Origin of the sequence: Sneathiella chungangensis, from assembly GCF_009882935.1 — a bacterium.
In the GTDB taxonomy this organism is placed as follows: domain Bacteria; phylum Pseudomonadota; class Alphaproteobacteria; order Sneathiellales; family Sneathiellaceae; genus Sneathiella; species Sneathiella chungangensis.
Window position 1 is genome coordinate 419,813 of the sequence record NZ_WTVA01000015.1, and the last position, 19,634, is coordinate 439,446.

At 55.6% G+C, this 19,634-nt stretch carries 22 protein-coding genes and 1 tRNA gene; 12 read left to right on the top strand and 11 right to left on the bottom strand.

Going from position 1 to position 19,634, the window contains the following annotated elements; translation table 11 throughout:
• Positions 1–24: 24 nt before the first annotated feature.
• From GQF03_RS15080 to GQF03_RS15090, 3 genes are read left to right on the top strand one after another with little or no spacing between them, the layout of a single operon-like run.
• Positions 25–882 carry an ABC transporter permease gene (locus GQF03_RS15080; protein WP_161340106.1) on the top strand — a complete coding sequence of 286 codons (858 nt, stop codon included), beginning with the start codon at positions 25–27 and terminating at the stop codon, positions 880–882.
• Positions 883–898: 16 nt separating this feature from the next.
• Entirely contained in the window at positions 899–1,726 is an 828-nt protein-coding gene (locus GQF03_RS15085) for an ABC transporter permease (RefSeq protein ID WP_161340107.1), read from the top strand.
• Positions 1,723–2,763 (top strand): ABC transporter ATP-binding protein, encoded by a 1,041-nt coding sequence (locus GQF03_RS15090; protein ID WP_161340108.1) that lies wholly within the window; start codon positions 1,723–1,725, stop codon positions 2,761–2,763. Before GQF03_RS15085 ends, GQF03_RS15090 begins: the two co-directional genes overlap by 4 nt.
• Here the strand turns inward: GQF03_RS15090 and GQF03_RS15095 are convergent.
• Positions 2,760–3,635, bottom strand: coding sequence for a helix-turn-helix domain-containing protein (locus GQF03_RS15095; protein WP_206375936.1), 876 nt, complete (start codon positions 3,633–3,635; stop codon positions 2,760–2,762). The two genes, GQF03_RS15090 and GQF03_RS15095, sit on opposite strands and share 4 nt — an antisense overlap.
• Before the next feature lie 200 nt (positions 3,636–3,835).
• On the opposite strand from GQF03_RS15095, the gene GQF03_RS15100 reads away from it, so the two are divergent.
• Positions 3,836–4,669 (top strand): fatty acid desaturase, encoded by an 834-nt coding sequence (locus tag GQF03_RS15100; RefSeq protein ID WP_240958631.1) that lies wholly within the window; start codon positions 3,836–3,838, stop codon positions 4,667–4,669.
• Positions 4,670–4,691: 22 nt separating this feature from the next.
• Entirely contained in the window at positions 4,692–5,489 is a 798-nt protein-coding gene (locus GQF03_RS15105; RefSeq protein WP_161340110.1) for a phosphate/phosphite/phosphonate ABC transporter substrate-binding protein, read from the top strand.
• Between the two features lie 60 nt (positions 5,490–5,549).
• Here GQF03_RS15105 and GQF03_RS15110 read toward each other — a convergent pair whose 3' ends face one another.
• The 10 genes from GQF03_RS15110 to GQF03_RS15155 all read right to left on the bottom strand — a co-directional run bounded on the left by GQF03_RS15110 (position 5,550) and on the right by GQF03_RS15155 (position 13,939).
• Complete coding sequence (locus tag GQF03_RS15110; RefSeq protein WP_161340111.1) at positions 5,550–6,653, bottom strand: branched-chain amino acid ABC transporter substrate-binding protein; 1,104 nt, start codon at positions 6,651–6,653, stop codon at positions 5,550–5,552.
• A gap of 104 nt (positions 6,654–6,757) precedes the next feature.
• Positions 6,758–7,111, bottom strand: a complete 354-nt coding sequence (locus GQF03_RS15115; protein ID WP_161340112.1) for a DUF6867 family protein — start codon at positions 7,109–7,111, stop codon at positions 6,758–6,760.
• Complete coding sequence (locus GQF03_RS15120; RefSeq protein WP_161340113.1) at positions 7,111–7,839, bottom strand: ABC transporter ATP-binding protein; 729 nt, start codon at positions 7,837–7,839, stop codon at positions 7,111–7,113. Before GQF03_RS15120 ends, GQF03_RS15115 begins: the two co-directional genes overlap by 1 nt.
• Positions 7,836–8,693, bottom strand: a complete 858-nt coding sequence (locus GQF03_RS15125; RefSeq protein ID WP_161340114.1) for an ABC transporter ATP-binding protein — start codon at positions 8,691–8,693, stop codon at positions 7,836–7,838. The genes GQF03_RS15120 and GQF03_RS15125 overlap by 4 nt, the downstream gene beginning before the upstream one ends.
• Before the next feature lies 1 nt (position 8,694).
• Complete coding sequence (livM, locus tag GQF03_RS15130; RefSeq protein ID WP_162858494.1) at positions 8,695–10,032, bottom strand: high-affinity branched-chain amino acid ABC transporter permease LivM; 1,338 nt, start codon at positions 10,030–10,032, stop codon at positions 8,695–8,697.
• Positions 10,032–10,967: an ABC transporter permease subunit gene (locus tag GQF03_RS15135; protein WP_161340115.1), complete on the bottom strand. Its 936-nt coding sequence runs from the start codon at positions 10,965–10,967 to the stop codon at positions 10,032–10,034. Before GQF03_RS15135 ends, livM begins: the two co-directional genes overlap by 1 nt.
• Positions 10,968–11,196: 229 nt before the next feature.
• Positions 11,197–11,304 carry a DUF2474 family protein gene (locus tag GQF03_RS15140; RefSeq protein ID WP_161340116.1) on the bottom strand — a complete coding sequence of 36 codons (108 nt, stop codon included), beginning with the start codon at positions 11,302–11,304 and terminating at the stop codon, positions 11,197–11,199.
• Complete coding sequence (gene cydB / locus GQF03_RS15145) at positions 11,304–12,314, bottom strand: cytochrome d ubiquinol oxidase subunit II (RefSeq protein WP_161340837.1); 1,011 nt, start codon at positions 12,312–12,314, stop codon at positions 11,304–11,306. Before cydB ends, GQF03_RS15140 begins: the two co-directional genes overlap by 1 nt.
• 16 nt (positions 12,315–12,330) lie before the next feature.
• Positions 12,331–13,728, bottom strand: coding sequence for a cytochrome ubiquinol oxidase subunit I (locus GQF03_RS15150; RefSeq protein ID WP_161340117.1), 1,398 nt, complete (start codon positions 13,726–13,728; stop codon positions 12,331–12,333).
• A gap of 121 nt (positions 13,729–13,849) precedes the next feature.
• Positions 13,850–13,939 (bottom strand) — tRNA-Ser (locus tag GQF03_RS15155).
• A gap of 241 nt (positions 13,940–14,180) precedes the next feature.
• Between GQF03_RS15155 and rplU the strand changes: the two genes are divergently transcribed.
• The 7 genes from rplU (at position 14,181) to rsfS (ending at position 19,606) form a co-directional block, all read left to right on the top strand.
• Entirely contained in the window at positions 14,181–14,690 is a 510-nt protein-coding gene (rplU, locus tag GQF03_RS19130) for a 50S ribosomal protein L21 (protein WP_161340118.1), read from the top strand.
• A 5-nt stretch (positions 14,691–14,695) separates the two neighbouring features.
• Positions 14,696–14,953: a 50S ribosomal protein L27 gene (gene rpmA, locus GQF03_RS15165; protein ID WP_161340119.1), complete on the top strand. Its 258-nt coding sequence runs from the start codon at positions 14,696–14,698 to the stop codon at positions 14,951–14,953.
• 117 nt (positions 14,954–15,070) lie between these two features.
• Positions 15,071–16,135, top strand: coding sequence for a GTPase ObgE (obgE, locus tag GQF03_RS15170; RefSeq protein ID WP_161340120.1), 1,065 nt, complete (start codon positions 15,071–15,073; stop codon positions 16,133–16,135).
• Positions 16,123–17,247: a glutamate 5-kinase gene (proB, locus tag GQF03_RS15175; RefSeq protein WP_161340121.1), complete on the top strand. Its 1,125-nt coding sequence runs from the start codon at positions 16,123–16,125 to the stop codon at positions 17,245–17,247. The genes obgE and proB overlap by 13 nt, the downstream gene beginning before the upstream one ends.
• A 24-nt stretch (positions 17,248–17,271) precedes the next feature.
• Complete coding sequence (locus GQF03_RS15180) at positions 17,272–18,558, top strand: glutamate-5-semialdehyde dehydrogenase (protein WP_161340122.1); 1,287 nt, start codon at positions 17,272–17,274, stop codon at positions 18,556–18,558.
• Between the two features lie 6 nt (positions 18,559–18,564).
• Positions 18,565–19,170, top strand: coding sequence for a nicotinate-nucleotide adenylyltransferase (locus GQF03_RS15185; protein ID WP_161340123.1), 606 nt, complete (start codon positions 18,565–18,567; stop codon positions 19,168–19,170).
• Positions 19,171–19,246: 76 nt separating this feature from the next.
• Positions 19,247–19,606 (top strand): ribosome silencing factor, encoded by a 360-nt coding sequence (gene rsfS, locus GQF03_RS15190; protein ID WP_161340124.1) that lies wholly within the window; start codon positions 19,247–19,249, stop codon positions 19,604–19,606.
• The last annotated feature ends 28 nt before the right edge of the window (positions 19,607–19,634 follow it).

Sequence of the window (19,634 nt, forward strand, 5' to 3'; positions counted from 1 at the left end):
AGACGCCGATTAGGAATTGAGCCCATGACTGAGCGATGGAACATTCCGCTGATGCTCGCTCCGGCGTTAATTATCATCGTCGGACTTTTTCTGGGCGGGTTAGCGCTGGGCCTTGTCGGGAGTTTCGGCTATATGCCATTTATCGGGCGGGAAGAGTTCAATCTCGACGCCTACCGAAGCATTCTATCCTCGGAAGGCTTCTATCGGTCGTTTCTGTTGACTTTCCATATCGCCTTTACCTCGACAGTGATCGCATCAGCCATTGCCCTTGGCGCAGCGCTGGCCTTAAGGCGCAGCTTTTACGGCCGCACCTTTATCTCTTTTCTTTTCCAGATCAATCTCACCGTGCCGCATCTCGTCGGCGCCGTCGGCATTCTCTATCTATTCTCGCAGTCGGGCTTCTTCGCGCGGCTGGCCTACGAATTTGAACTGATCTCGAAGCCGTCCGAATTTCCGGCGATGATTTACGACCCGCTCGCGATCGGAATTATCCTGCAATATGTATGGAAAGAGGTTCCCTTTATCGGCCTGATCCTGCTCGCCAACATGCAAACGATTGGCAAGGATTATGAGGCGGCGGCCCGGTCGCTTGGCGCCAGCCGCTGGCAGAGCTTCCGTCACGTCCTTTTGCCGTTGCTCACGCCGGGGCTTCTGGCAGCGGCGATGATAGTCTTTGCCTTTACCTTCGGCGCCTATGAAATCCCGGCATTGCTCGGACAGAATTATCCGGCGGCCCTACCGGTTCTCGCGTATCAGTCCTTTACCCATGTCGATCTCCATGCCCGGCCGGAAGCCTTCGCCATGACGATGATTATCGCCCTGCTAAGCGCCGCCATGATTATGGGATATGCATATCTTTCGCGACGCCATGTCCGGACCTGAAGGACGGAGGGCGGCGATGGCACCGGGGAAGAATGGTCAGGGTTTACCAACTCTTGTGTGGTTTTCTCTCGCCCTCCTCGTCACCTGGCTTATTCTGCCGCTCCTCCCTCTTGCCGTCTGGTCCGTGAGCCGGAGCTGGTACTTCCCAGACCTCTTGCCCTCCGCCTATAGCGCCCGGGCCTGGACTTATGTATTTTCGCCTACCTCCGACATTCTGCCAGCGCTCGGCCGGACAGCATTAATCGCCCTCGGCGCGACATTCCTGTCCGCCCTGGTGGGTCTTCCGGCGGGACGGGCACTCGGCCTGTACCAGTTTCGCGGCAAAGCGATTGTCGAACTGCTGATACTCGCGCCGACCATTGTTCCGGGAATCGCCGTTGCCCTTGGCCTGCATGTCGTCTTCCTGAAACTCGGGTTGGCCGGAACCGCCGGCGGCGTCGTGATCGTGCATCTGATCCCGACCCTTCCCTATATGGTATTGGTTATGGCCGGAATATTTTCAAACTATAATCCTGATGCCGAAGCGCAGGCCCGGAGCCTCGGCGCCGGATATTTCCAGACCTTTTATTATGTCACCCTACCGGCCATCCTACCGGGCCTCCTTATCGGATCGCTCTTTGCCTTCCTGGTGTCCTGGAGCCAGTATATCCTGACGCTGTTGATCGGCAGTGGACGTGTGGTGACCCTGCCGCTGCTCCTGTTCAATTTTGCAAGTGCCGGAAGAAATGACATCACCGGTGCAATTAGTATCATTTACATCCTTCCCGGGATCCTTCTCCTGTTTCTGGGCGCGCGGCATCTGACCGGCCGCAACCGCACGCTAGAAAATCTTAAACAGATATGACCGACGTTACTCTGGAGAAATTGACGAAAAGCTATCCCGGCGCGGACCGACCCGCCGTCGACAACATCTCCATCGACATTGGAAGCGGATCATTGACCGCATTGCTCGGTCCCTCCGCCTCCGGAAAGTCGACTGTCCTCAAAATGATCGCCGGATTGCTGTCGCCAAGCTCGGGCGATATTCTGTTTGACGGACGATCTGTACTTCGCCAGCCGCCGGACAAACGCGACGCGGTCTTGGTGTTTCAGGAGCATCTTCTCTTTCCCTATATGACCGTCGCCGAAAACATCGGCTTCGGGCTCAAAATGCGGCGGAGGCCTAAGGACGAGATTTCGTCGGCTGTCGACGGAATGATGGAACTGATGCAACTTGACGGGCTGGCGGCCCGAAAACCGAACCAGCTATCGGGGGGGCAACAACAACGGGTCGCCCTCGCACGCGCATTGGTTCTACGCCCCAAGTTACTTTTGCTCGATGAACCCTTCTCCAGTCTTGACGCAAATCTACGCGTCGAGATGCAGGGCCTTTTAAGAACACTCCATGCGGAGTTCGACACGACGATGCTATTCGTAACGCATGATCAGGAAGAAGCCGTCGCTCTTGCCGACAGTATTGCGCTTTTACTGGACGGAAAATTGCGCCAGCATGACACGCCGGACGGCTTTTATGCGCGACCGCAAGATCGCAGCGTCGCCACATTTTTCGGTGCAAAGAACTTTATCGAGGGACAACGGCAAGCGGGAATTTTTGACTGCGCATTCGGCCAGATCCGGCTCCCCGACAACGCCCCGGTCGGCGGCCACACGCTGACTTTTCGGCCGGAAAATGTGAAACTCGTCAGCGAGGCGGGAGGCATCAACAGTTTCCCCGCAATAATCAAGTCAATCCAGTTTCTTGGAAGCCAGACACGCCTTCAACTTACCAGTTCGGATATCCGTTTTGAAGCCCTTGTATCCCCATTTTCCGCCGCCTCTCTTCAATCGGGGCAGCAGGTAATGGTTCAACTACCCCCTGAAGTGCTCTGGCTTGTCCCTTAGCGGATATCCTTGAGATAGCCGGAGATAATCTCAGGCGCTTTATCAGGAGAGACATCGGCGCTCCGGATCAATCCGTCGAAATGACCGGTAAACGCCCGTATATGATCCACGGAATTCACCAGGAGATACATGTTGCCAACGTAGATGGCCGCGCGCAACGGACCAAATAAAGTATAGGCCGCAGAGTATATTTTTCGCGCATCGAAAAGGAACAAACGGAATGTCGGGTAGAGCTCCTCCGTCAGCCGGATCATGTTGTTTATCTGATTGCGCCGGATGGAAATCGGGACCTGGCTCCAAATCCCCTCGCCTTTGGCAAGCTGTTCAATCACCTGAAACGGCATGCAAACCTCCATATCCGTTTCCGGCCGGCGCGAATAGTTGAGCTGATTCTGTTGTTGCCGTTCCTTTGCTTCCCGCTCAACCGTACTGAAATCCCCAAACTCATAGTCCCCCATTTCCTCGGTTCTTAGAAGATCGGGAAGCGTACTTGGGACATAACGGATTTTATATCCGGTCGCTTCGTGATGCCATTTCGCGAGCATGATGCTCGCCGACGTTTCCGTGACCCGCTCGATCTCGATCATGGGTACCGCTTCGCTTGCCGTTTCATCGTTGGCAATCAGCCCCATGAGCCAATCAACCGAGACGCCGTAGGCCCGGGCGATGACACATAGCGTCTCCGCGCGCGGTAGACGGGTCGAGCCGGGAGCGAGAAACTGACTCAAAGCGGATCGATCAATACCGATGCTGGCGGCAAACTGGCTTAAATTGAACCCTTTACGCGCCAGCAGAAGAGCCATCCGGTCGCGAAAAATCTCGGCAACATCGCGTTTGTCGATGCTTTCCCAGTCCGAATGTTGTATTTTCACACCGTTTCTCCATTTAAATAACGTAAACAAACTTAAGTTTTATATTAACATAAAAATTAGCGAACTGTCGCATTGTATATTCCTCGTCCGACAGCGCATAATTCAAATGTTGGAATTTTGCGGAAGGAGGTAATCAAGAAGTGCGGTTGCGTGAACGGCAGGAAATCAGAACTCTGGCTTTAATTGTCCTTTGCTACGGGATGTGGGGTATTATTCTTTTCGGGCCGGCATTTGGACCTCAATGGCTTGTCACCTTATTCCTTGTTCCGGTTATTGCCTTTCATTCCTCCTTGCAACATGAATGCATACATGGACATCCGTTTACCGATGGCCGCTTGAATGACCTTATCGCCTACCTTCCTGTCGGGATTTTTTTGCCTTACCCGCGATTCAAGGAAAATCACCTGACCCACCATCAGCGCGCGAGGATCAGCGATCCGGTTGAGGATCCCGAAAGCTGGTATGTTGTGGCCGACAGATGGGAGACATTTGGCGATTTTCACAAATTCATTCTCCGCTGCAATAATACCCTTGCCGGCAGATTTCTGATCGGTCCGGCATTAAGCATCCTTTCGTTGGTAAAGACGGATACGAAAAAGATGAGGAAGGGCGACCGGCATTTAATGGTCATTTGGTTTGGCCATATCGCCGCGAGTTTCGCGCTGCTGGCCCTCATCGGGTCATTTGGCACAATTTCTGTTATCGGGTATCTGATTGCCGCCTATTTCGGCATGTCGCTGCTCATGGTACGGACCTTTCTCGAGCATCAGGCGCATCCCGACCGACGCGCGCGGTCTGTTCTCATTGATGACAAGGGTCCGCTGCGCCTGCTGTTCCTGAACAATAATCTGCATGCGGTTCACCACGCCTTTCCCTCGGTCGCGTGGTATCGCCTGCCGGGTCTGTTTCGCCTTCATCGCGACCGGTTTATGGAAATGAATCAAGGGTATTTTTATAAAAGCTATGGGGCCGTGATCAGGTCGCATATCTTCACGCCCAAGGAGCCGGTTGCCTTTCCGCTTGACCGCACCTGATGCGTCGCACAGATTTATCCGAATGACCGCGTCCCTCGCACTTCTTCCCATGTATGACTGGCCGGAACTTCGTGAAGCAACGGACCAGTATTGGGTGTCTCTCAGGGAAAGCCTCGCAGATTATGGCTTTCCGGCGCCAAAGTTTCTAACCCGGCCGGAGGATCCGCTGGCCTGCTGGCGTCATCCCGACCTTTTGCTCGCGCAGACCTGCGGTCTTCCCTTGGTGGAAAAGCTTGCGGGTGAGGTCGCCGTGGTCGGGACGCCCGCCTACAATATTGACTGCGGAGCGGGCTCCTATTTCAGCGTAATCGTCGTGCATCAGGAAAGCCGTATCCAGGATATCGCTGATATCGACGGGGCGGTCTTCGGTTACAATGACCCGCTTTCCCAATCCGGCGTTGCCGCCTTTTTCTTTCATCTTTCAAACAGGGGAATATCCCATACCGCTCTTCGGAAGTTCACGCGCGTCTTTTCTCATCGCAATGCAATCCGCCAACTTGCCGAACGGCAAATCGACATTGCATCGATTGACGCCGTGACATGGGAGATCGCCAGACGCCATGAAAAAGCTACTGAGAAACTGCGCGTTATCGGGATGACCGACCCGACGCCGGGCCTTCCCCTGATTACCGCAAGACAGCATTTGCGAGACGTGGATCGTCTCCATCAGGCTGTTGTGGAAGCAATGGCGTCCCTTTCGCAGTCGACACGGGATGACCTTTTATTGACCGGGCTTGCGGCAACGAACGAACAGGATTACCAGATCATCCTGAACCGTTTCAACGCCGTCCGCGCTGCGATCGCCTCCAACCTTCATTGACGGCAAAGGAAAACCCCGGAAGCCGAAACTTCCGGGGCGGATCATTAAGCAGTGGACAACTTATTTATAGTCGTACTTGCCGTCTTTCCATTCGTACCAGACATAGCCCGGCAGGGTCACGTCACCCTTGTCGTCGAAGGAGAGTTCACCCAGAACAGTGTTGAATTTGCCGTTGTTCAAAGCTTCCATGACATCGGCTTCCTTGACGGACTTGGCAGCCTTTGCCGCATCTGCCCATGCCTGTACAGCCGCATAGGTGTAAAGAACATATCCCTCAGGCTCGATACCCTTCTCGCGGAACTTTGCGACAAGATCGGCAACGCCGGGGTTCTTGCGCGGGTCCGGAGAGAAGGTCATCAGCGTGCCTTCGCCGGCATCACCGGTGATTGACCAGTATTCGTCCGTCACCAGCGCGTCACCGGAGACCAGCTGCGTCTTCATGCCTTGATCCCGCATCTGACGAACGATCAGGCCGGCTTCCGTGTGATATCCGCCAACATAGGCGATATCGATGCCTTCCTGCTTCATCTTGGAGACGAGGGCGGTGTAGTCTTTTTCACCAGCCGTATAGGCTTCGTACATCACCGGCTTCGCACCAGCAGCTTCCATGGAAGCCATGGTTTCATCGGCGAGGCCTTTACCATAGGCGGTCTTGTCATGCAGGATGGCGACTTTCTTGCCAGCCTTTGCTTCGTCCGCCAAATAAGCTCCGGCGACTTTACCCTGCTGATCGTCACGGCCGCAGACGCGGTAAACGTTCGGGCCGCCTTCATCGGTCAGCTTCGGGTTGGTCGATGCCGGAGAAATCTGGATGATTCCTTCTTCCGTATACACAGCAGATGCCGGAATGGAAGAGCCGGAGCAAAAATGGCCCGCCATGAAGACGACGCCCTTGGACACCATCTGGTTGGCGACAGCAACAGCCTGCTTCGGATCGCAGGCGTCATCGCCGATTTCCAATTTCAGCATTTCGCCGTTAACGCCGCCTGCTGCGTTGATGTCGGCCACAGCCTGCTCAGCGCCGGCCTTCATCTGCTGGCCAAAGCTTGCATACTGACCGGTCATTGGACCTGCGGTCGCGATCGTGATGTCCGCCCAGGCTGCGCCTGAACCGATCATCATGCCCATCGACAGGGCCGATACGGCAACTAGAATTTTTCTCATCTTAATACTCCCAGTTGATTGAAAAAGAATTTATAACCTACGCTGGTTTTCCGCAATTATATCAAACTTTTATTGAAGATTGAAAGCGAATTCTGTGGCAGCTGTCAGCCTCCGGCGCCCTTCTTTTCACGCCAGGAAAAAGGCCCTGCCCGTTCATAGAGCCAGCGATATTGTGTCACCATTTGCCGCACACGCGTCAATCGGTAACCCAATAGCGATATGCCGACCACCACCGCGGCGTCGACAACATAATAATGCAGGGACAGCAAGGTCCCGTCAAACAACGCAAAGTGAAAAAACCTCACGGCAAGCGCCAACAACATCATAAAGAAGATCAGCTGCGGAATGGGACGCCAATTTGATGCGAGCGAGCGTCCCGCAAGATATCCGGCCCCACCGCCGATGATCACCGTCACGAAGAGGAAGGTCATAAAGCTGTTTTCCCAGAGAATACCCATTAATGCGCTCCTCCTTCGAGATAGGCGGCCCGAACCTCTTCGCTGGCGAGCAGCTCCTTTCCGGTTCCGCTCATCGTGATATTGCCGTTGACCATCACATACCCACGATCCGCAAGTTTGAGTGCGTGATAGGCGTTCTGCTCCACCAGAAAGACCGTCAGACCGTCCTTGTCATTGAGTTCCTTGATCGCCTCGAAAATCTGTTTGACGACGAGTGGCGCGAGACCAAGCGACGGCTCATCCAGAAGCAATAATCGCGGCCGCGCCATCAGCGCCCGCGCGATGGCCAGCATTTGCTGCTCCCCGCCCGAAAGCGTGCCGCCACGCTGGTCCCGCCGCTCTTTCAATCGTGGAAACAGTTCGAACGCCCGCGACAGGTCTTCGTCGAAATAGGCGGGGTCCGATGTCGTCGCCCCCATGATCAGATTTTCATAGACCGTCATTCGGGGGAAAATTCGCCGCCCTTCCGGCGATTGGGCAATCCTCATCCGCGTGATTTCATGCGTCTGAAGCTTGGTGATATCCTGCCCGTCGAAAATGATCTGCCCTGCCGCCGCGCGTGGATCTCCGCAGATCGTCATCATCAGGGTCGACTTGCCCGCGCCGTTCGCGCCGATCAGCGTAACGATTTCACCGGCTTTCACCTCCATCGTGACGCCTTTGAGCGCCTGGATCTTGCCGTAATAGGTCTCGACGTTCCTGATTTCGAGAAGAGGCGTCGCTGTCATGACGAGGCTCCTTCTTCTATTTCATGTTCCACCTCTTCAACTTCTTCATCGGCAACGCCGAGATAAGCCGCAATAACGCTTGGATCGTTCCGGATTTCCTCTGGCGTTCCATCGGCGATTTTCTTGCCGTAATCAAGTACGATAATATGATCCGAAATACCCATAACCACATTCATATCATGTTCAATTAGAAGAATGCCTGTATCGCGCTCCTTCCGGATAAAGAGCAGAAGCTTGTTCAATTCTTCCGATTCTCTCGGATTGAGACCAGCCGCCGGCTCGTCCAGGCACAACAGTTTCGGTTTCGTACACATAGCGCGAGCGATTTCGAGCTTCCGCTGCTCGCCGTAGGGAAGATCGCTCGCCGCATCATCGGCGCGATAGGTCAGGCCGGTTTGCTCCATCCAGTATTCGGCGAGCTCCAAGGCCTCTTTTTCGGCCCTCTTGTACCCGCTCAGCCCGAAGATACCGCCGAACGTAAAGTTCGAGGCGATCATCAGCGTGTTATGCTGACCCACCATCAGATTTTCGAGCACCGTCATTCCACCGAACAGGCGGATATTCTGGAAAGTCCGGGCGACTTTGGCGACCTTCGGGATCTTGAAGTCATCCATCCTCTCGAGGAGATACTTCTCTCCCCCTTCATGATGCGCCGTAATCCGCCCTTCCGTTGGCTTGTAAAAGCCGGTGATACAGTTAAAAACGGTTGTCTTGCCCGCGCCATTCGGCCCGATCAGGGCGGTGATATCGCGCCGTCCCGCGCTGAAAGACAGGTCATCGACGGCCAGCAGGCCGCCAAAACGCATATTCAGATGTTCCACGGTCAGGATCGGATCGTCAATAAGGTGCGCCATCTCAGTGACCCTCCCCTTGCGAGACCATATCCGCCGATACGGCCTTCTTCTCCTTGAGGAATATCGACGGAATACGGGTCGAAATCAGCCCGCGCGGACGCCAGATCATGATAACCACCATGGCCAGACCGAATATCAGCATCCGGTATTGTTCAGCCTCTCGAAACACCTCGAATCCGCCAATCATCACGATCGAGGCAATCACCACGCCAACTTGCGAACCCATGCCGCCGAGGACAACAATTGCAAGGATGAGCGCCGATTCGATGAAGGTAAAACTTTCCGGCGAAATAAATCCCTGGCGCGTCGCAAAGAAGGAGCCCGCAAAGCCCGCAAACATGCCCCCCGTGGCGAAGGCCGTCAGCTTCACGGACGTCGTGTTCAGTCCCAGCGAACGACAGGCTATTTCATCTTCACGAAGGGCTTCCCAGGCGCGGCCGATCGGCAACCGCCGGAGCCGATTGGTGACGAAATTCGTGATCAGCGCAAGGGCGAGAATCAGGAAATACATAAAGACGATGCGGTGGATGGAGGAATATTCGAGACCGAAGATTTCTGCAAAACCGTCCTCGCCCCGGTTAAAGGGAATGCCGAAAAAGCTCGGCCGCGGGATACCGGAAAGACCGTCAGGCCCGCCAGTAAACTTATACCAGTTGAGAAGGACGACCCGGATAATCTCGCCAAATGCCAGCGTCACGATGGCAAGGTAATCGCCGCGCAATCTAAGGACCGGAAATCCCAGAATGATCCCCCAGAAAGCGGCGAGAATGCCCGCCAGCGGCAGGCACATCCAGAAAGAAAATCCAAAATACTGGGCAAGCAATGCATATGAATAGGCGCCGATCGCATAGAAAGCCACATATCCAAGGTCGAGCAATCCGGCAAGGCCGACAACGATGTTCAGCCCCCACCCCAGCATCACATAGGTGAGAATCAGAATGCTCAAATCAAGAAGATACCGGTCCGTGAAGGGTAGAAACGGGAACACGAGGGCGATGATCAGCATGGCCGGCCCGAATATCTTGCCAAGTCTTGCCGCGACATGTGCGAATCCGGATTTTATCCCGGCCGGAATTTCTACCGCAGGCTCCCCCGCCGGCTTGCTCCAGAAGAATATCCACAGAAGCAATCGCCCAACCACGACGGCCGCAATGACGTAAAAGGCAACATCGAAGCGTGTCGTAAGCCCAAGGCCGCCCGCGGCGGAAACCGTCCGAAAGGCGATGGTTGAACCAAAGATGGCCGTGGCGATCAGCGCCGTCACGACAAGATCCTTCGCCACCCGCGGGACGTCGAGATGGCGTCCGGGCCGCGCGCTGCTGTTGGTCATTTCTGTCATTATACTTTCTCCACCTCCGGCTTACCGAGCAAGCCTTGCGGCAGAAAAATCAGGACGATCGCCAGCATCGAAAAGGCCGCGACATCCTTGTATTCGATCGAAAAATAGGCCGACCAGAAAGTTTCGATCAATCCAATAACAAGCCCGCCCAACATCGCACCCGGGAGCGAGCCTATCCCGCCCAGGACGGCGGCGGTAAAGGCCTTCACGCCGGCGACAAAGCCGATAAAGAAGTCAATAACCCCGTAATAGAGCAGGAACATCAGGCCCGCGACAGCCGCAAGCGCCGCGCCCATGACAAATGTCATGGAAATTGTCCGGTCAACATTGATCCCGAGCAAGGAGGCCATCTTGCGGTCCTGTTCACAGGCGCGTTGCGCCCGTCCGAGGGACGTTTTTGCAATCATAAGAGAGAAGACGATCATCAGAATAACCGTGATCGCAATTATCAATATCTGCATATTGGACAAACGAACCGCGAATTCGCCGTTCGCATCCACGCGGGTCATCAGGGTATAGCCGCCTTCAATAAGCGGTTGCAGCGGCTTAACGCGCGCACCCTGGGTAATCTGGATATAGTTTTGCAGCACGATGGAAATGCCGATGGCGGTGATCAACGGGGCCAGCCGAAAGGACCCGCGAAGAGGGCGGTAAGCCATTCTTTCCGTCGTCCAGCCAAAGACCGACGCAATCACCATCGCAGTTACAAGAACAAGAATTAGCGCCAGAATAGTCAGACCAAGACCGGTCGACACGGTGAGACCAAGCGCGGTAATGACGATCAGCGCGATGAACGAACTCACCATGAAAATATCACCATGCGCGAAGTTGATCATGCCGATGATCCCATAGACCATCGTATAGCCGATCGCAATCAATCCATAGATCGATCCCAGAGTGATGCCATTAATCAACTGCTGTAAAAAATATTCCATCGAACTCCCCCCGGAGATAGCGTTCGTCGAAGAAACCGAACAACCCCTTAACTCATCGTTCCGACAGTTACTGCCAATACGAAACCCGGACATCTTCCTTCCCAAAAGCTGACCGGATGATCAACTATTACCGTATGACAGAGCTCTATCCGACGCAAGAGGGATTAAATCAAGTTTGGGATTATGTCGTGAGCCGAGAGGGTTAGCCGGTGCGATGTGCACGACGGACTCACGGCATAAGGATTAGCCGGATCACCAGTGCGATGGCGCCCACCGCTAATACCCCGGCCGCCCAGAGCCCGACGAACCAGAAATATCGCCGCCACTGCGGCGACATCAATGATATCCCCCACTCTTATCGACTTTGCCGCGAAACACCCAGTAGCTATAGATCGTATAGGCGAGGATGATCGGCACCAAAACGACCGTGCCGACGATCAGGAAATGCAGGCTCTTTTCCGGCGCGGCCGCAGCCCAGATTGTGATATCGGGCGGAACCATGCGCGGATAGAAACTGATGCCAATACCGATATAGCAGAGCAGAAAAATGCCATGGGCGGCGAAGAAAGGGCGGATATCATGATGCCGTTTCAACCCCAGAAAAAGAACGGCCGCACAGATCGCGAGCAAGACGGGCACGACAATGCTGAAGACGAGATTACCGCCTTCGAACCAGCGATGATGATATTCGGCGTCCAGAAAAGGCGTGGCAATGCTTACGATCCCGATAAGGGCCAGCGTCCCGACACCGGAAACCATGGCGAATTTTCTCGCTAGCCCCTGAAGCTCACCCTCCGTTTTCATGACGAGCCAGGTTGCCCCCAGAAGCACATAGCCAACGACGAGAGACGCGCCTGTCAATATGGAAAAGGGACTGAGCCAGTCCAGGCAGCCACCGGCATAACTCCGGTCAACAACCTCGATTCCCTGAATCAATGCGCCAAGACAAACCCCTTGCGCAAAAGTCGCGAGCAGCGAACCAAAGGCAAAGGACCTGTCCCACCAGACGCGGTTCCTTGCCGACGCGCGCCAGCGGAATTCAAAGGCGACGCCGCGGAAGATCAGGCCAAGAAGCATTGCGATTATCGGAAGGTAAAGCGCCGGAAGAACGACTGCGTAAGCGAGTGGGAATACCGCGAGAAGACCGCCGCCGCCGAGGACCAGCCAGGTTTCATTCCCGTCCCAGATCGGCGCGACCGAATTCATCATCACGTCGCGATGCCCTGATTTCTCCGGCACCAGCGGAAACAGAATTCCCACACCGAGATCAAACCCGTCCAGCGACACATAGGCAAGAATGGCAAAGGCGATGATGGCGGCCCAGATGAGAGGTAAATCGAATTCCAGCATATTTTTTCCTCCCTTATCTATCGGTCTGGTCAAGAGTGGAAGGCGCGCCGGTCAAGCCGGACGCCCGCTTCAAGCTTGTCGTCGCGGTTTCGCGCGCCGCCGCGGGCGGCTTCGCCATCAGGCGCAACATATAATAAACTCCCGTCCCGAACAGCGTGAAATAGACAAGGATAAAGGCGAGCAGCGTGGCGCCCACTTCGGCGCCGCTAAGAGGCGAAGCACTGTCGGCGGTACGCAGCAGGCCGTAGATTGTCCAAGGTTGCCGCCCCGCTTCCGTCGTGATCCAGCCGCATAGCACCGCGACAAACCCGACCGGACCCGCCGCAACAGCGGCCCGCTTGAGCCAAACGTCATCATAAAGGCGCCCCTGAGAGCGCCGAAGCAAACTCCAGAGCCCGACCAGAAGCATGATCATGCCCATGCCCACCATGATCCGGAACGACCAGAACACCAGAAAGGTATTTGGCCAATCCTCCCTTGGAAAGGATTTCAGCCCCGGCAATTCGCCGTCCCAGCTATGGGTCAGGATGACCGATCCCAGCCGCGGCACCTCGATCGAATAAAGAAGCTCTGCTTTTTCATTGTCCGGTATGCCGAAAAGGACCAGCGGCGCCCCTTTCACATTCTCATAATGTCCTTCGATGGCAGCGATTTTGGCAGGTTGGTGCTTAAGCGTATTGAGCCCCTGCTGGTCACCGGCTAGCATTTGACAGGGAGTCACAATGGCGGCCATCCACATGGCCATCGAGAACATCAGCCGCGCATGTTTATTGGTCTTGTCCCGGAGCAGGTGGAACCCGCCGACCGCGCCGACCACGAAAGCCGTCGTCAGATAGGCCGCAAGCACCATATGGACAAACCGATAGGGGAAGGACGGGTTGAAAATCACGTTGAACCAGTCATCGGGGACAAACTGCCCGGCCGCGTTGATAATGTGACCGGTCGGCGTCTGCATCCAGGAATTCACCGACAGGATCCAGAAGGCGGAGAACAGCGTGCCGACAGCAACCATCAGGGTCGCAAAAAAATGCAGGCGCGGTCCGACACGTTTCTGCCCAAACAGCATCACGCCAAGAAAGCCAGCCTCCAGAAAAAAGGCGGACATGACTTCATACCCCATGAGAGGGCCAATCACCGGCCCTGCCTTGTCGGAGAAAACAGCCCAATTGGTGCCGAACTGATACGCCATCACAATGCCGGAAACCACCCCCATGCCGAAGCCGACGGCGAAGATCGTTTTCCAGTAATTGAAAACCTCTATGTAGCGGTCTTCCTTTTTCCAGAGCCACATCCCCTCCAGCACCGCGAGATAGCTGGCGAGACCGATAGAAAACGCCGGGAAAATAATATGAAATGACACCGTAAAGGCGAATTGCATCCGGGCCAGATCTAAAGCGCTTATATCGAACATACTGTGGTACCCCGTGTCTTCCAAACGTGAACCAGAGTAGCATTTTACAGCGAATTGTCAGGTATTTTTACACGCGTTGCGGCAATTTTTACTATTCCGCCCTGCCGGCAAAATATGAAGGTGGCGGTCGGTGAGAGATTCGAACTCTCGAAGGGCTTGCACCCTTACCGGTTTTCGAGACCAGCGCATTCAACCACTCTGCCAACCGACCGCATAAGGATTTCGCACTTTATTGCCTGAGAAACCGGGCTGCGCGATCCGAAATATCTATGGAAAACGGCTTGTAGCGCATAGGATTTGACGGCGCAAGGGCAGATTGGGGTAAAATCTTCTTTGCGGGGCCGGAATCATGTTGACTTCGCCCTTCCCATGGATATATTGCGCCCTTCTATCGCGGTGCGCTAAGAAATCGGTCTTGGCGGCCTACTTATTATGTTCGAAACGGATCAGCCATGTTTGCAGTGATCAAAACCGGCGGCAAGCAATATAAAGTCGCCAAAGACGATGTTATCAAGGTGGAGCGCCTGTCGGGCGAAGCCGGTGATAGCGTGCAACTTGACCAGGTTCTGGCCATCTCGGGCGATGACGGTGCATTGACAGTCGGAACGCCGCTTCTTGACGGCGCGTTTGTTTCCGCCACCCTGCTGGAGCAGGCGCGGGCCGACAAGATTGTTGTCTTCAAGAAGAAACGCCGCCAGAACTATCGCCGCAAGGCCGGCCATCGGCAGGACCTGACGGTTCTGAGAATCACAGACATCGCCGCCAAGGGCGCGAAGAAACCGGCACCGAAGAAGGCAGCCGAAGCCAAGGCGGATGCGCCGGCAAAGGAAGAGAAGGCGGAAACGGCCCCTAAAAAGGCCGCCCCGAAGAAAGCGGCTCCCAAGAAGGAAGCCGCTGCCAAAAAGGCACCTGCCAAGAAAGCTGCGCCGAAAAAGGCAGCCGCAAAGAAAACCGAGGAGTAATCTAGATGGCACATAAGAAAGCTGGCGGTTCATCCCGCAACGGTCGCGACTCGGCCGGTCGTCGCCTGGGCATAAAGAAATATGGTGGCGAGAAGGTTATCCCGGGCAACATCATTCTGCGCCAGCGCGGCACCAAATGGTACCCGGGTGAGAATGTTGGCATGGGCAAGGATCACACCATCTTCGCCGTTACCGACGGTAATGTGAAATTTACCAAGAAAAGTGGCGGAAAGATCTATGTATCCGTGGAGCAGCAGGCGTAACGCCAGCCGCAACCGGTTAAAGGATTTGAAGAAGGGGAATGGTCCGGCCATTCCCCTTTTTTATTTGACCGGAGGCAATGTGGGCCGCTGGCGGAATAAGATACAGGCAACAGCACTATGAAATTTCTCGATCAGGCAAAAGTGTACCTTCGCTCCGGCAACGGCGGTCCGGGTGCGCTCAGTTTCCGACGTGAAAAATTTATTGAGTTCGGTGGACCGAACGGCGGAGACGGCGGGCGGGGAGGATCTGTCGTCATCGAATGCGTCGAGGGCCTGAACACACTGATCGACTATCGCTATCAGCAGCATTTCAAGGCGAAGAACGGTGGCCACGGCATGGGTCGCGACCGGACCGGCGCCGCTGCGGACGATATAGTCCTGAAAGTTCCTGTCGGCACGCAGGTGCTTGAGGAGGATAATGAAACGCTGATTGCCGATTTCACGGAGGTCGGCCAGCGAATAGTGCTTTGCAAAGGCGGCGACGGCGGGCGGGGCAACGCTGCCTTCAAAACTGCGACCAACCGCGCGCCGCGGAAGGTCGAACCCGGCTGGCCTGGCGAGGAGCGCTGGATATGGCTGCGGCTCAAGCTGATTGCCGATGTCGGACTGGTCGGGCTTCCCAACGCCGGAAAATCCACTTTCCTCAGCGTGACCAGCCGGGCGAAACCGAAGATTGCCGACTATCCGTTCACCACGCTGGTGCCGCAGCTCGGCGTCGTCGCCGTCGGCGAGCGGGAGTTTGTGCTGGCCGATATTCCCGGGCTGATCGAGGGGGCCTCCGAAGGCGTCGGTCTGGGCCACCGGTTTCTCGGGCATGTCGAAAGATGCCGTGTTCTGTTGCATCTGATCGACGCGACGGAGGAGAACGTCGTCGATAATTATCAGACGATCAGGAACGAACTCGCCGCCTATGATGACGGGCTGGCGCAAAAGCCGGAGATTATTGCCCTTAACAAGATCGACTCCGTAACCGAAGAGGAACTTGAAGAAAAGGTCAAGGCAATCAAGAAGGCGTCGGGGAAGACGGCTCATGTGATTTCGGCCGTGATCGGTGAAAATGTCGAACCTCTCCTCTATGCGCTGCTGAAGGTCGTGGATGACAGCAAGGCGGACGAGCAGGCGGAAATGGAAGCGGAAGAACGAAAGCAAGCCGGAGAAGACGCGACGACATGGCGCCCCTGATAAACAGATTTACCCGCGCCAAGCGCGTTGTTGTGAAGATCGGCTCGTCCCTGCTGGTGGATAGCGCCACCGGAAAACTGCGCCGTGATTGGCTCATTGCCCTCGGACAGGACATTGCCGCCATGCGCCGGCGCGGTCAGGAAGTGCTGGTCGTTTCCAGCGGGTCGATTGCCATGGGCCGCCACGCATTGGGCCTCAAGAACGGCCCCTTGCGCCTTGAGGAAAGTCAGGCGGCGGCGGCGGCAGGACAAATCCAGCTCGCCCATGCCTATCAGGAGATACTGGCGCTTGAAAAAATCCAGGTGGCCCAAATCCTCCTGACGCCCGGGGATACGGAAGAACGGCGCCGGTATTTAAATGCGCGCAGCACGATCACCACCCTTCTCGCTCTCGGCGCCCTGCCTGTCGTGAATGAGAACGATACGGTCGCCACAAGCGAGATACGATATGGCGACAATGATCGCCTCGCCGCCCGTGTCGCCCAAATGATTTCCGCGGACTGCCTTGTCCTCCTCAGCGATGTGGACGGACTTTACACGGCGGATCCCAAGGCCTCAGAGGGCGCGACCCTTATCCGCGAAGTGAAAGATCTCGGCAGCGACATCCTCGCCATGGCCAGCAAGACAAAAACCGACGTCGGCCGGGGCGGCATGGAGACAAAACTGAAGGCCGCGCAGATCGCGATGGCGGCCGGTTGCAACATGTTCATTTCCAGCGGCACGGTTCTGCATCCGTTAATGGCCCTGGAGGAGGGCGCAAATGCGACCTGCTTCATCGCCCGCGAGACGCCCCGCAAGGCGCGCAAGAAATGGATCGCCGCCAGCCTTTCTTCCCGGGGGCGGCTGATTATCGACAAGGGCGCGGAAAAAGCTCTCAAGTCCGGGAAAAGTCTCTTGCCAGCAGGCGTGACGAAAGTAGAGGGACCGTTTGAACGCGGCGACCTTGTCACCGTCGTCAATACGGACGGCGTCGAGCTTGGACGCGGCCTTACCGCCTATTCTTCGGAAGATGCGGAATGCATCATTGGCCATAAAAGTGGTGAGATTGCCGAAATTCTCGGCTATTCTGGCCGCGACGAGATGATTCACCGGGATGAACTTGCCTTAAACTAATCCGATAATAACGGGAATACCAAGATGACAGCACAGCCTCAAATCAGCACAAGCGGCGACATCGCCGCAATGATGAAAGAACTGGGTCGCGGTGCGCGGAAAGCCGCGAAAATACTGTCACTGGCCCCAACCGACGCCAAAAACAAGGCCCTTCGTGAGGCTGCCCAGGCCCTTCGCGCCAGCAACGACGAGATATTGGCGGCAAATGCGAAGGATATGGCAGCGGCGCGCGCTAAGGGCATCTCGGCCGCCCTTCTGGATCGGCTGGAGCTTAACGACGCCCGGGTTGAGTCGATGGCGGCTGGTCTCGACGCCATCGCGGAATTGAAAGATCCTGTCGGCGATATTATTGCCGAATGGGACCGACCCAACGGGCTGCGAATTTCAAGGGTTCGCGTTCCCCTGGGTGTTATCGGGATCATCTATGAATCCCGGCCCAATGTAACGGCCGATGCTGGCAGCCTTTGCCTGAAGGCCGGGAATGCCTGCATCTTGCGCGGCGGATCGGAAAGCTACCATTCCAGCCGCGCCATCTGGTCTTGCCTGCAGCAGGGACTGTCCGCCGCCGGCCTGCCGGTCGAGGCCATCCAGATGATACCGACAACGGATCGCGCCGCCGTTGGTGAATTGCTGACAATGTCCGACTATGTCGACGTCATCGTGCCCCGGGGTGGCCGCAACCTGATCGAGCGAGTCCAACGGGAAAGTCGTATTCCGGTGTTCTCTCACCTGGACGGCCTTGTTCATATATATATCGATGAAAAAGCCGACGCCGAGAAGGCCCAGGATATTGTTTTTAATTCCAAGATGCGGCGGGTAAGCATTTGCGGCGCGCTTGAAACGTTGCTGGTCAACCGAGCCGTCGCCGATACGGTGCTTCCCGGCATTCTGGACGATCTGATCACGGCGGGATGCGAGATCCGCGGCGACACGTCCGTGCAGGCGCTGGATGCCCGCGTCAAACCCGCCACGGAAGAGGACTGGCGGACGGAATATCTGGAACCCATCCTGTCCGTACGCATTGTCGACGATCTGCGGGCCGCCATTGACCATATCGAATTTTACGGCTCTCATCATACGGATTGCATTATCACCGAAGATCAGGAGGCAGCCGCCACCTTCATGCGGGAAGTGGACAGCGCGATCGTGCTTCACAATGCCTCAACCCAGTTTGCCGATGGTGGCGAGTTTGGCATGGGCGCCGAAATCGGAATTTCCACAGGGAAAATGCATGCCCGCGGCCCGGTCGGCGTCGAGCAACTCACCAGTTTTAAATATGTCGTCAAAGGTAACGGCCAGACCCGGCCCTGACCTGTCATGAGGGGACGTAAAATCGGCCTACTGGGCGGCTCCTTCAATCCGGCCCATGACGGGCACCGGCGGATCAGCCTTGCCGCGATCCGGTTGCTTGATCTTGACGAAATCTGGTGGCTGGTCTCGCCGCAAAATCCGTTAAAGCCCAAGGAAGGCATGGCGGAATTCGAAAATCGCATCGTGGCGGCAAGGAAAATCGCCCGTAATCCCAGAATAAAGGTTTCGGATTTTGAAGCGCGCATTGGCGAACAACGGACGGCCCGCACCCTTGCTGCCCTCAAAGTGACTTATCCGCAACATAGATTCGTCTGGCTAATGGGGGCGGACAACCTGGTGCAGCTTCCCAAATGGCAGCAGTGGGAACGGATAATGGCGCTCGTACCCATCGCCATTTTCAACCGACCCGGCTATACCTACAAGGCCTTGAACGGTAAGGCCGCCATCAAGTATCGAAAAAGTCGCATTATCGGCCATGCATCCGACCGAAAGCGCCGCAATCTGGCCGCCCTGACGCCCCCCGCATGGACCTTTTTGCCGGAAACGACCATAAAGCTTAGCAGCACGCAAATAAGAAATTATCGTGACACTGAAGGAAATACTTGCTCTTAAGCCTAAAAATTCCCAAATTAGGTGTGTGAGGACGAAATATGATCACTTACTATTTGGAGAATAATTGATCCCTATTATGAAAGCTAACAAAGCTGTAGTTGCTAAGCTCCGCGATCTCGTTGAAAAAACACTGAATGACGACAAAGCGGAAGATCTCGTCTCTATCGACCTTGCCGGAAAAACCTCCTTCGCTGATTACATGATTATTGCCAACGGCCGCTCCTCCCGTCAGGTGGCGGCGATGGCTGATCATTTGAAAGATAGTATCAAGGAAGCGGGTTTCGGTGCGGTCCGGATGGAGGGACAAACCGGAGGCGACTGGATTCTGGTCGACGCCGGCGATGTGATTGTTCATCTCTTCCGGCCGGAAGTTCGGAATTTTTATAACCTGGAAAAAATCTGGGCCCCGGACATTCCGATGGAAATGATTAACTGACCTCCCGCAAGGGCTTGGGCTTCTATAT

What these genes read in the sequence shown, in the direction of transcription:
- GQF03_RS15080 (WP_161340106.1), top strand. Translation starts at nt 25, where the DNA reads ATGACTGAGCGATGGAACATTCCGCTGATGCTCGCTCCGGCGTTAATT.
- GQF03_RS15135 (WP_161340115.1), bottom strand. Translation starts at nt 10,967, where the DNA reads ATGGAATATTTTTTACAGCAGTTGATTAATGGCATCACTCTGGGATCG.
- rpmA (WP_161340119.1), top strand. Translation starts at nt 14,696, where the DNA reads ATGGCACATAAGAAAGCTGGCGGTTCATCCCGCAACGGTCGCGACTCG.
- proB (WP_161340121.1), top strand. Translation starts at nt 16,123, where the DNA reads ATGGCGCCCCTGATAAACAGATTTACCCGCGCCAAGCGCGTTGTTGTG.
- GQF03_RS15115 (WP_161340112.1), bottom strand. Translation starts at nt 7,111, where the DNA reads ATGGGTATTCTCTGGGAAAACAGCTTTATGACCTTCCTCTTCGTGACG.
- rplU (WP_161340118.1), top strand. Translation starts at nt 14,181, where the DNA reads ATGTTTGCAGTGATCAAAACCGGCGGCAAGCAATATAAAGTCGCCAAA.
- GQF03_RS15110 (WP_161340111.1), bottom strand. Translation starts at nt 6,653, where the DNA reads ATGAGAAAAATTCTAGTTGCCGTATCGGCCCTGTCGATGGGCATGATG.
- GQF03_RS15100 (WP_240958631.1), top strand. Translation starts at nt 3,836, where the DNA reads ATGTGGGGTATTATTCTTTTCGGGCCGGCATTTGGACCTCAATGGCTT.
- GQF03_RS15180 (WP_161340122.1), top strand. Translation starts at nt 17,272, where the DNA reads ATGACAGCACAGCCTCAAATCAGCACAAGCGGCGACATCGCCGCAATG.
- GQF03_RS15140 (WP_161340116.1), bottom strand. Translation starts at nt 11,304, where the DNA reads ATGTCGCCGCAGTGGCGGCGATATTTCTGGTTCGTCGGGCTCTGGGCG.
- GQF03_RS15085 (WP_161340107.1), top strand. Translation starts at nt 899, where the DNA reads ATGGCACCGGGGAAGAATGGTCAGGGTTTACCAACTCTTGTGTGGTTT.
- GQF03_RS15120 (WP_161340113.1), bottom strand. Translation starts at nt 7,839, where the DNA reads ATGACAGCGACGCCTCTTCTCGAAATCAGGAACGTCGAGACCTATTAC.
- GQF03_RS15125 (WP_161340114.1), bottom strand. Translation starts at nt 8,693, where the DNA reads ATGGCGCACCTTATTGACGATCCGATCCTGACCGTGGAACATCTGAAT.
- rsfS (WP_161340124.1), top strand. Translation starts at nt 19,247, where the DNA reads ATGAAAGCTAACAAAGCTGTAGTTGCTAAGCTCCGCGATCTCGTTGAA.
- GQF03_RS15105 (WP_161340110.1), top strand. Translation starts at nt 4,692, where the DNA reads ATGACCGCGTCCCTCGCACTTCTTCCCATGTATGACTGGCCGGAACTT.
- obgE (WP_161340120.1), top strand. Translation starts at nt 15,071, where the DNA reads ATGAAATTTCTCGATCAGGCAAAAGTGTACCTTCGCTCCGGCAACGGC.
- GQF03_RS15185 (WP_161340123.1), top strand. Translation starts at nt 18,565, where the DNA reads ATGAGGGGACGTAAAATCGGCCTACTGGGCGGCTCCTTCAATCCGGCC.
- livM (WP_162858494.1), bottom strand. Translation starts at nt 10,032, where the DNA reads ATGACAGAAATGACCAACAGCAGCGCGCGGCCCGGACGCCATCTCGAC.
- GQF03_RS15150 (WP_161340117.1), bottom strand. Translation starts at nt 13,728, where the DNA reads ATGTTCGATATAAGCGCTTTAGATCTGGCCCGGATGCAATTCGCCTTT.
- GQF03_RS15090 (WP_161340108.1), top strand. Translation starts at nt 1,723, where the DNA reads ATGACCGACGTTACTCTGGAGAAATTGACGAAAAGCTATCCCGGCGCG.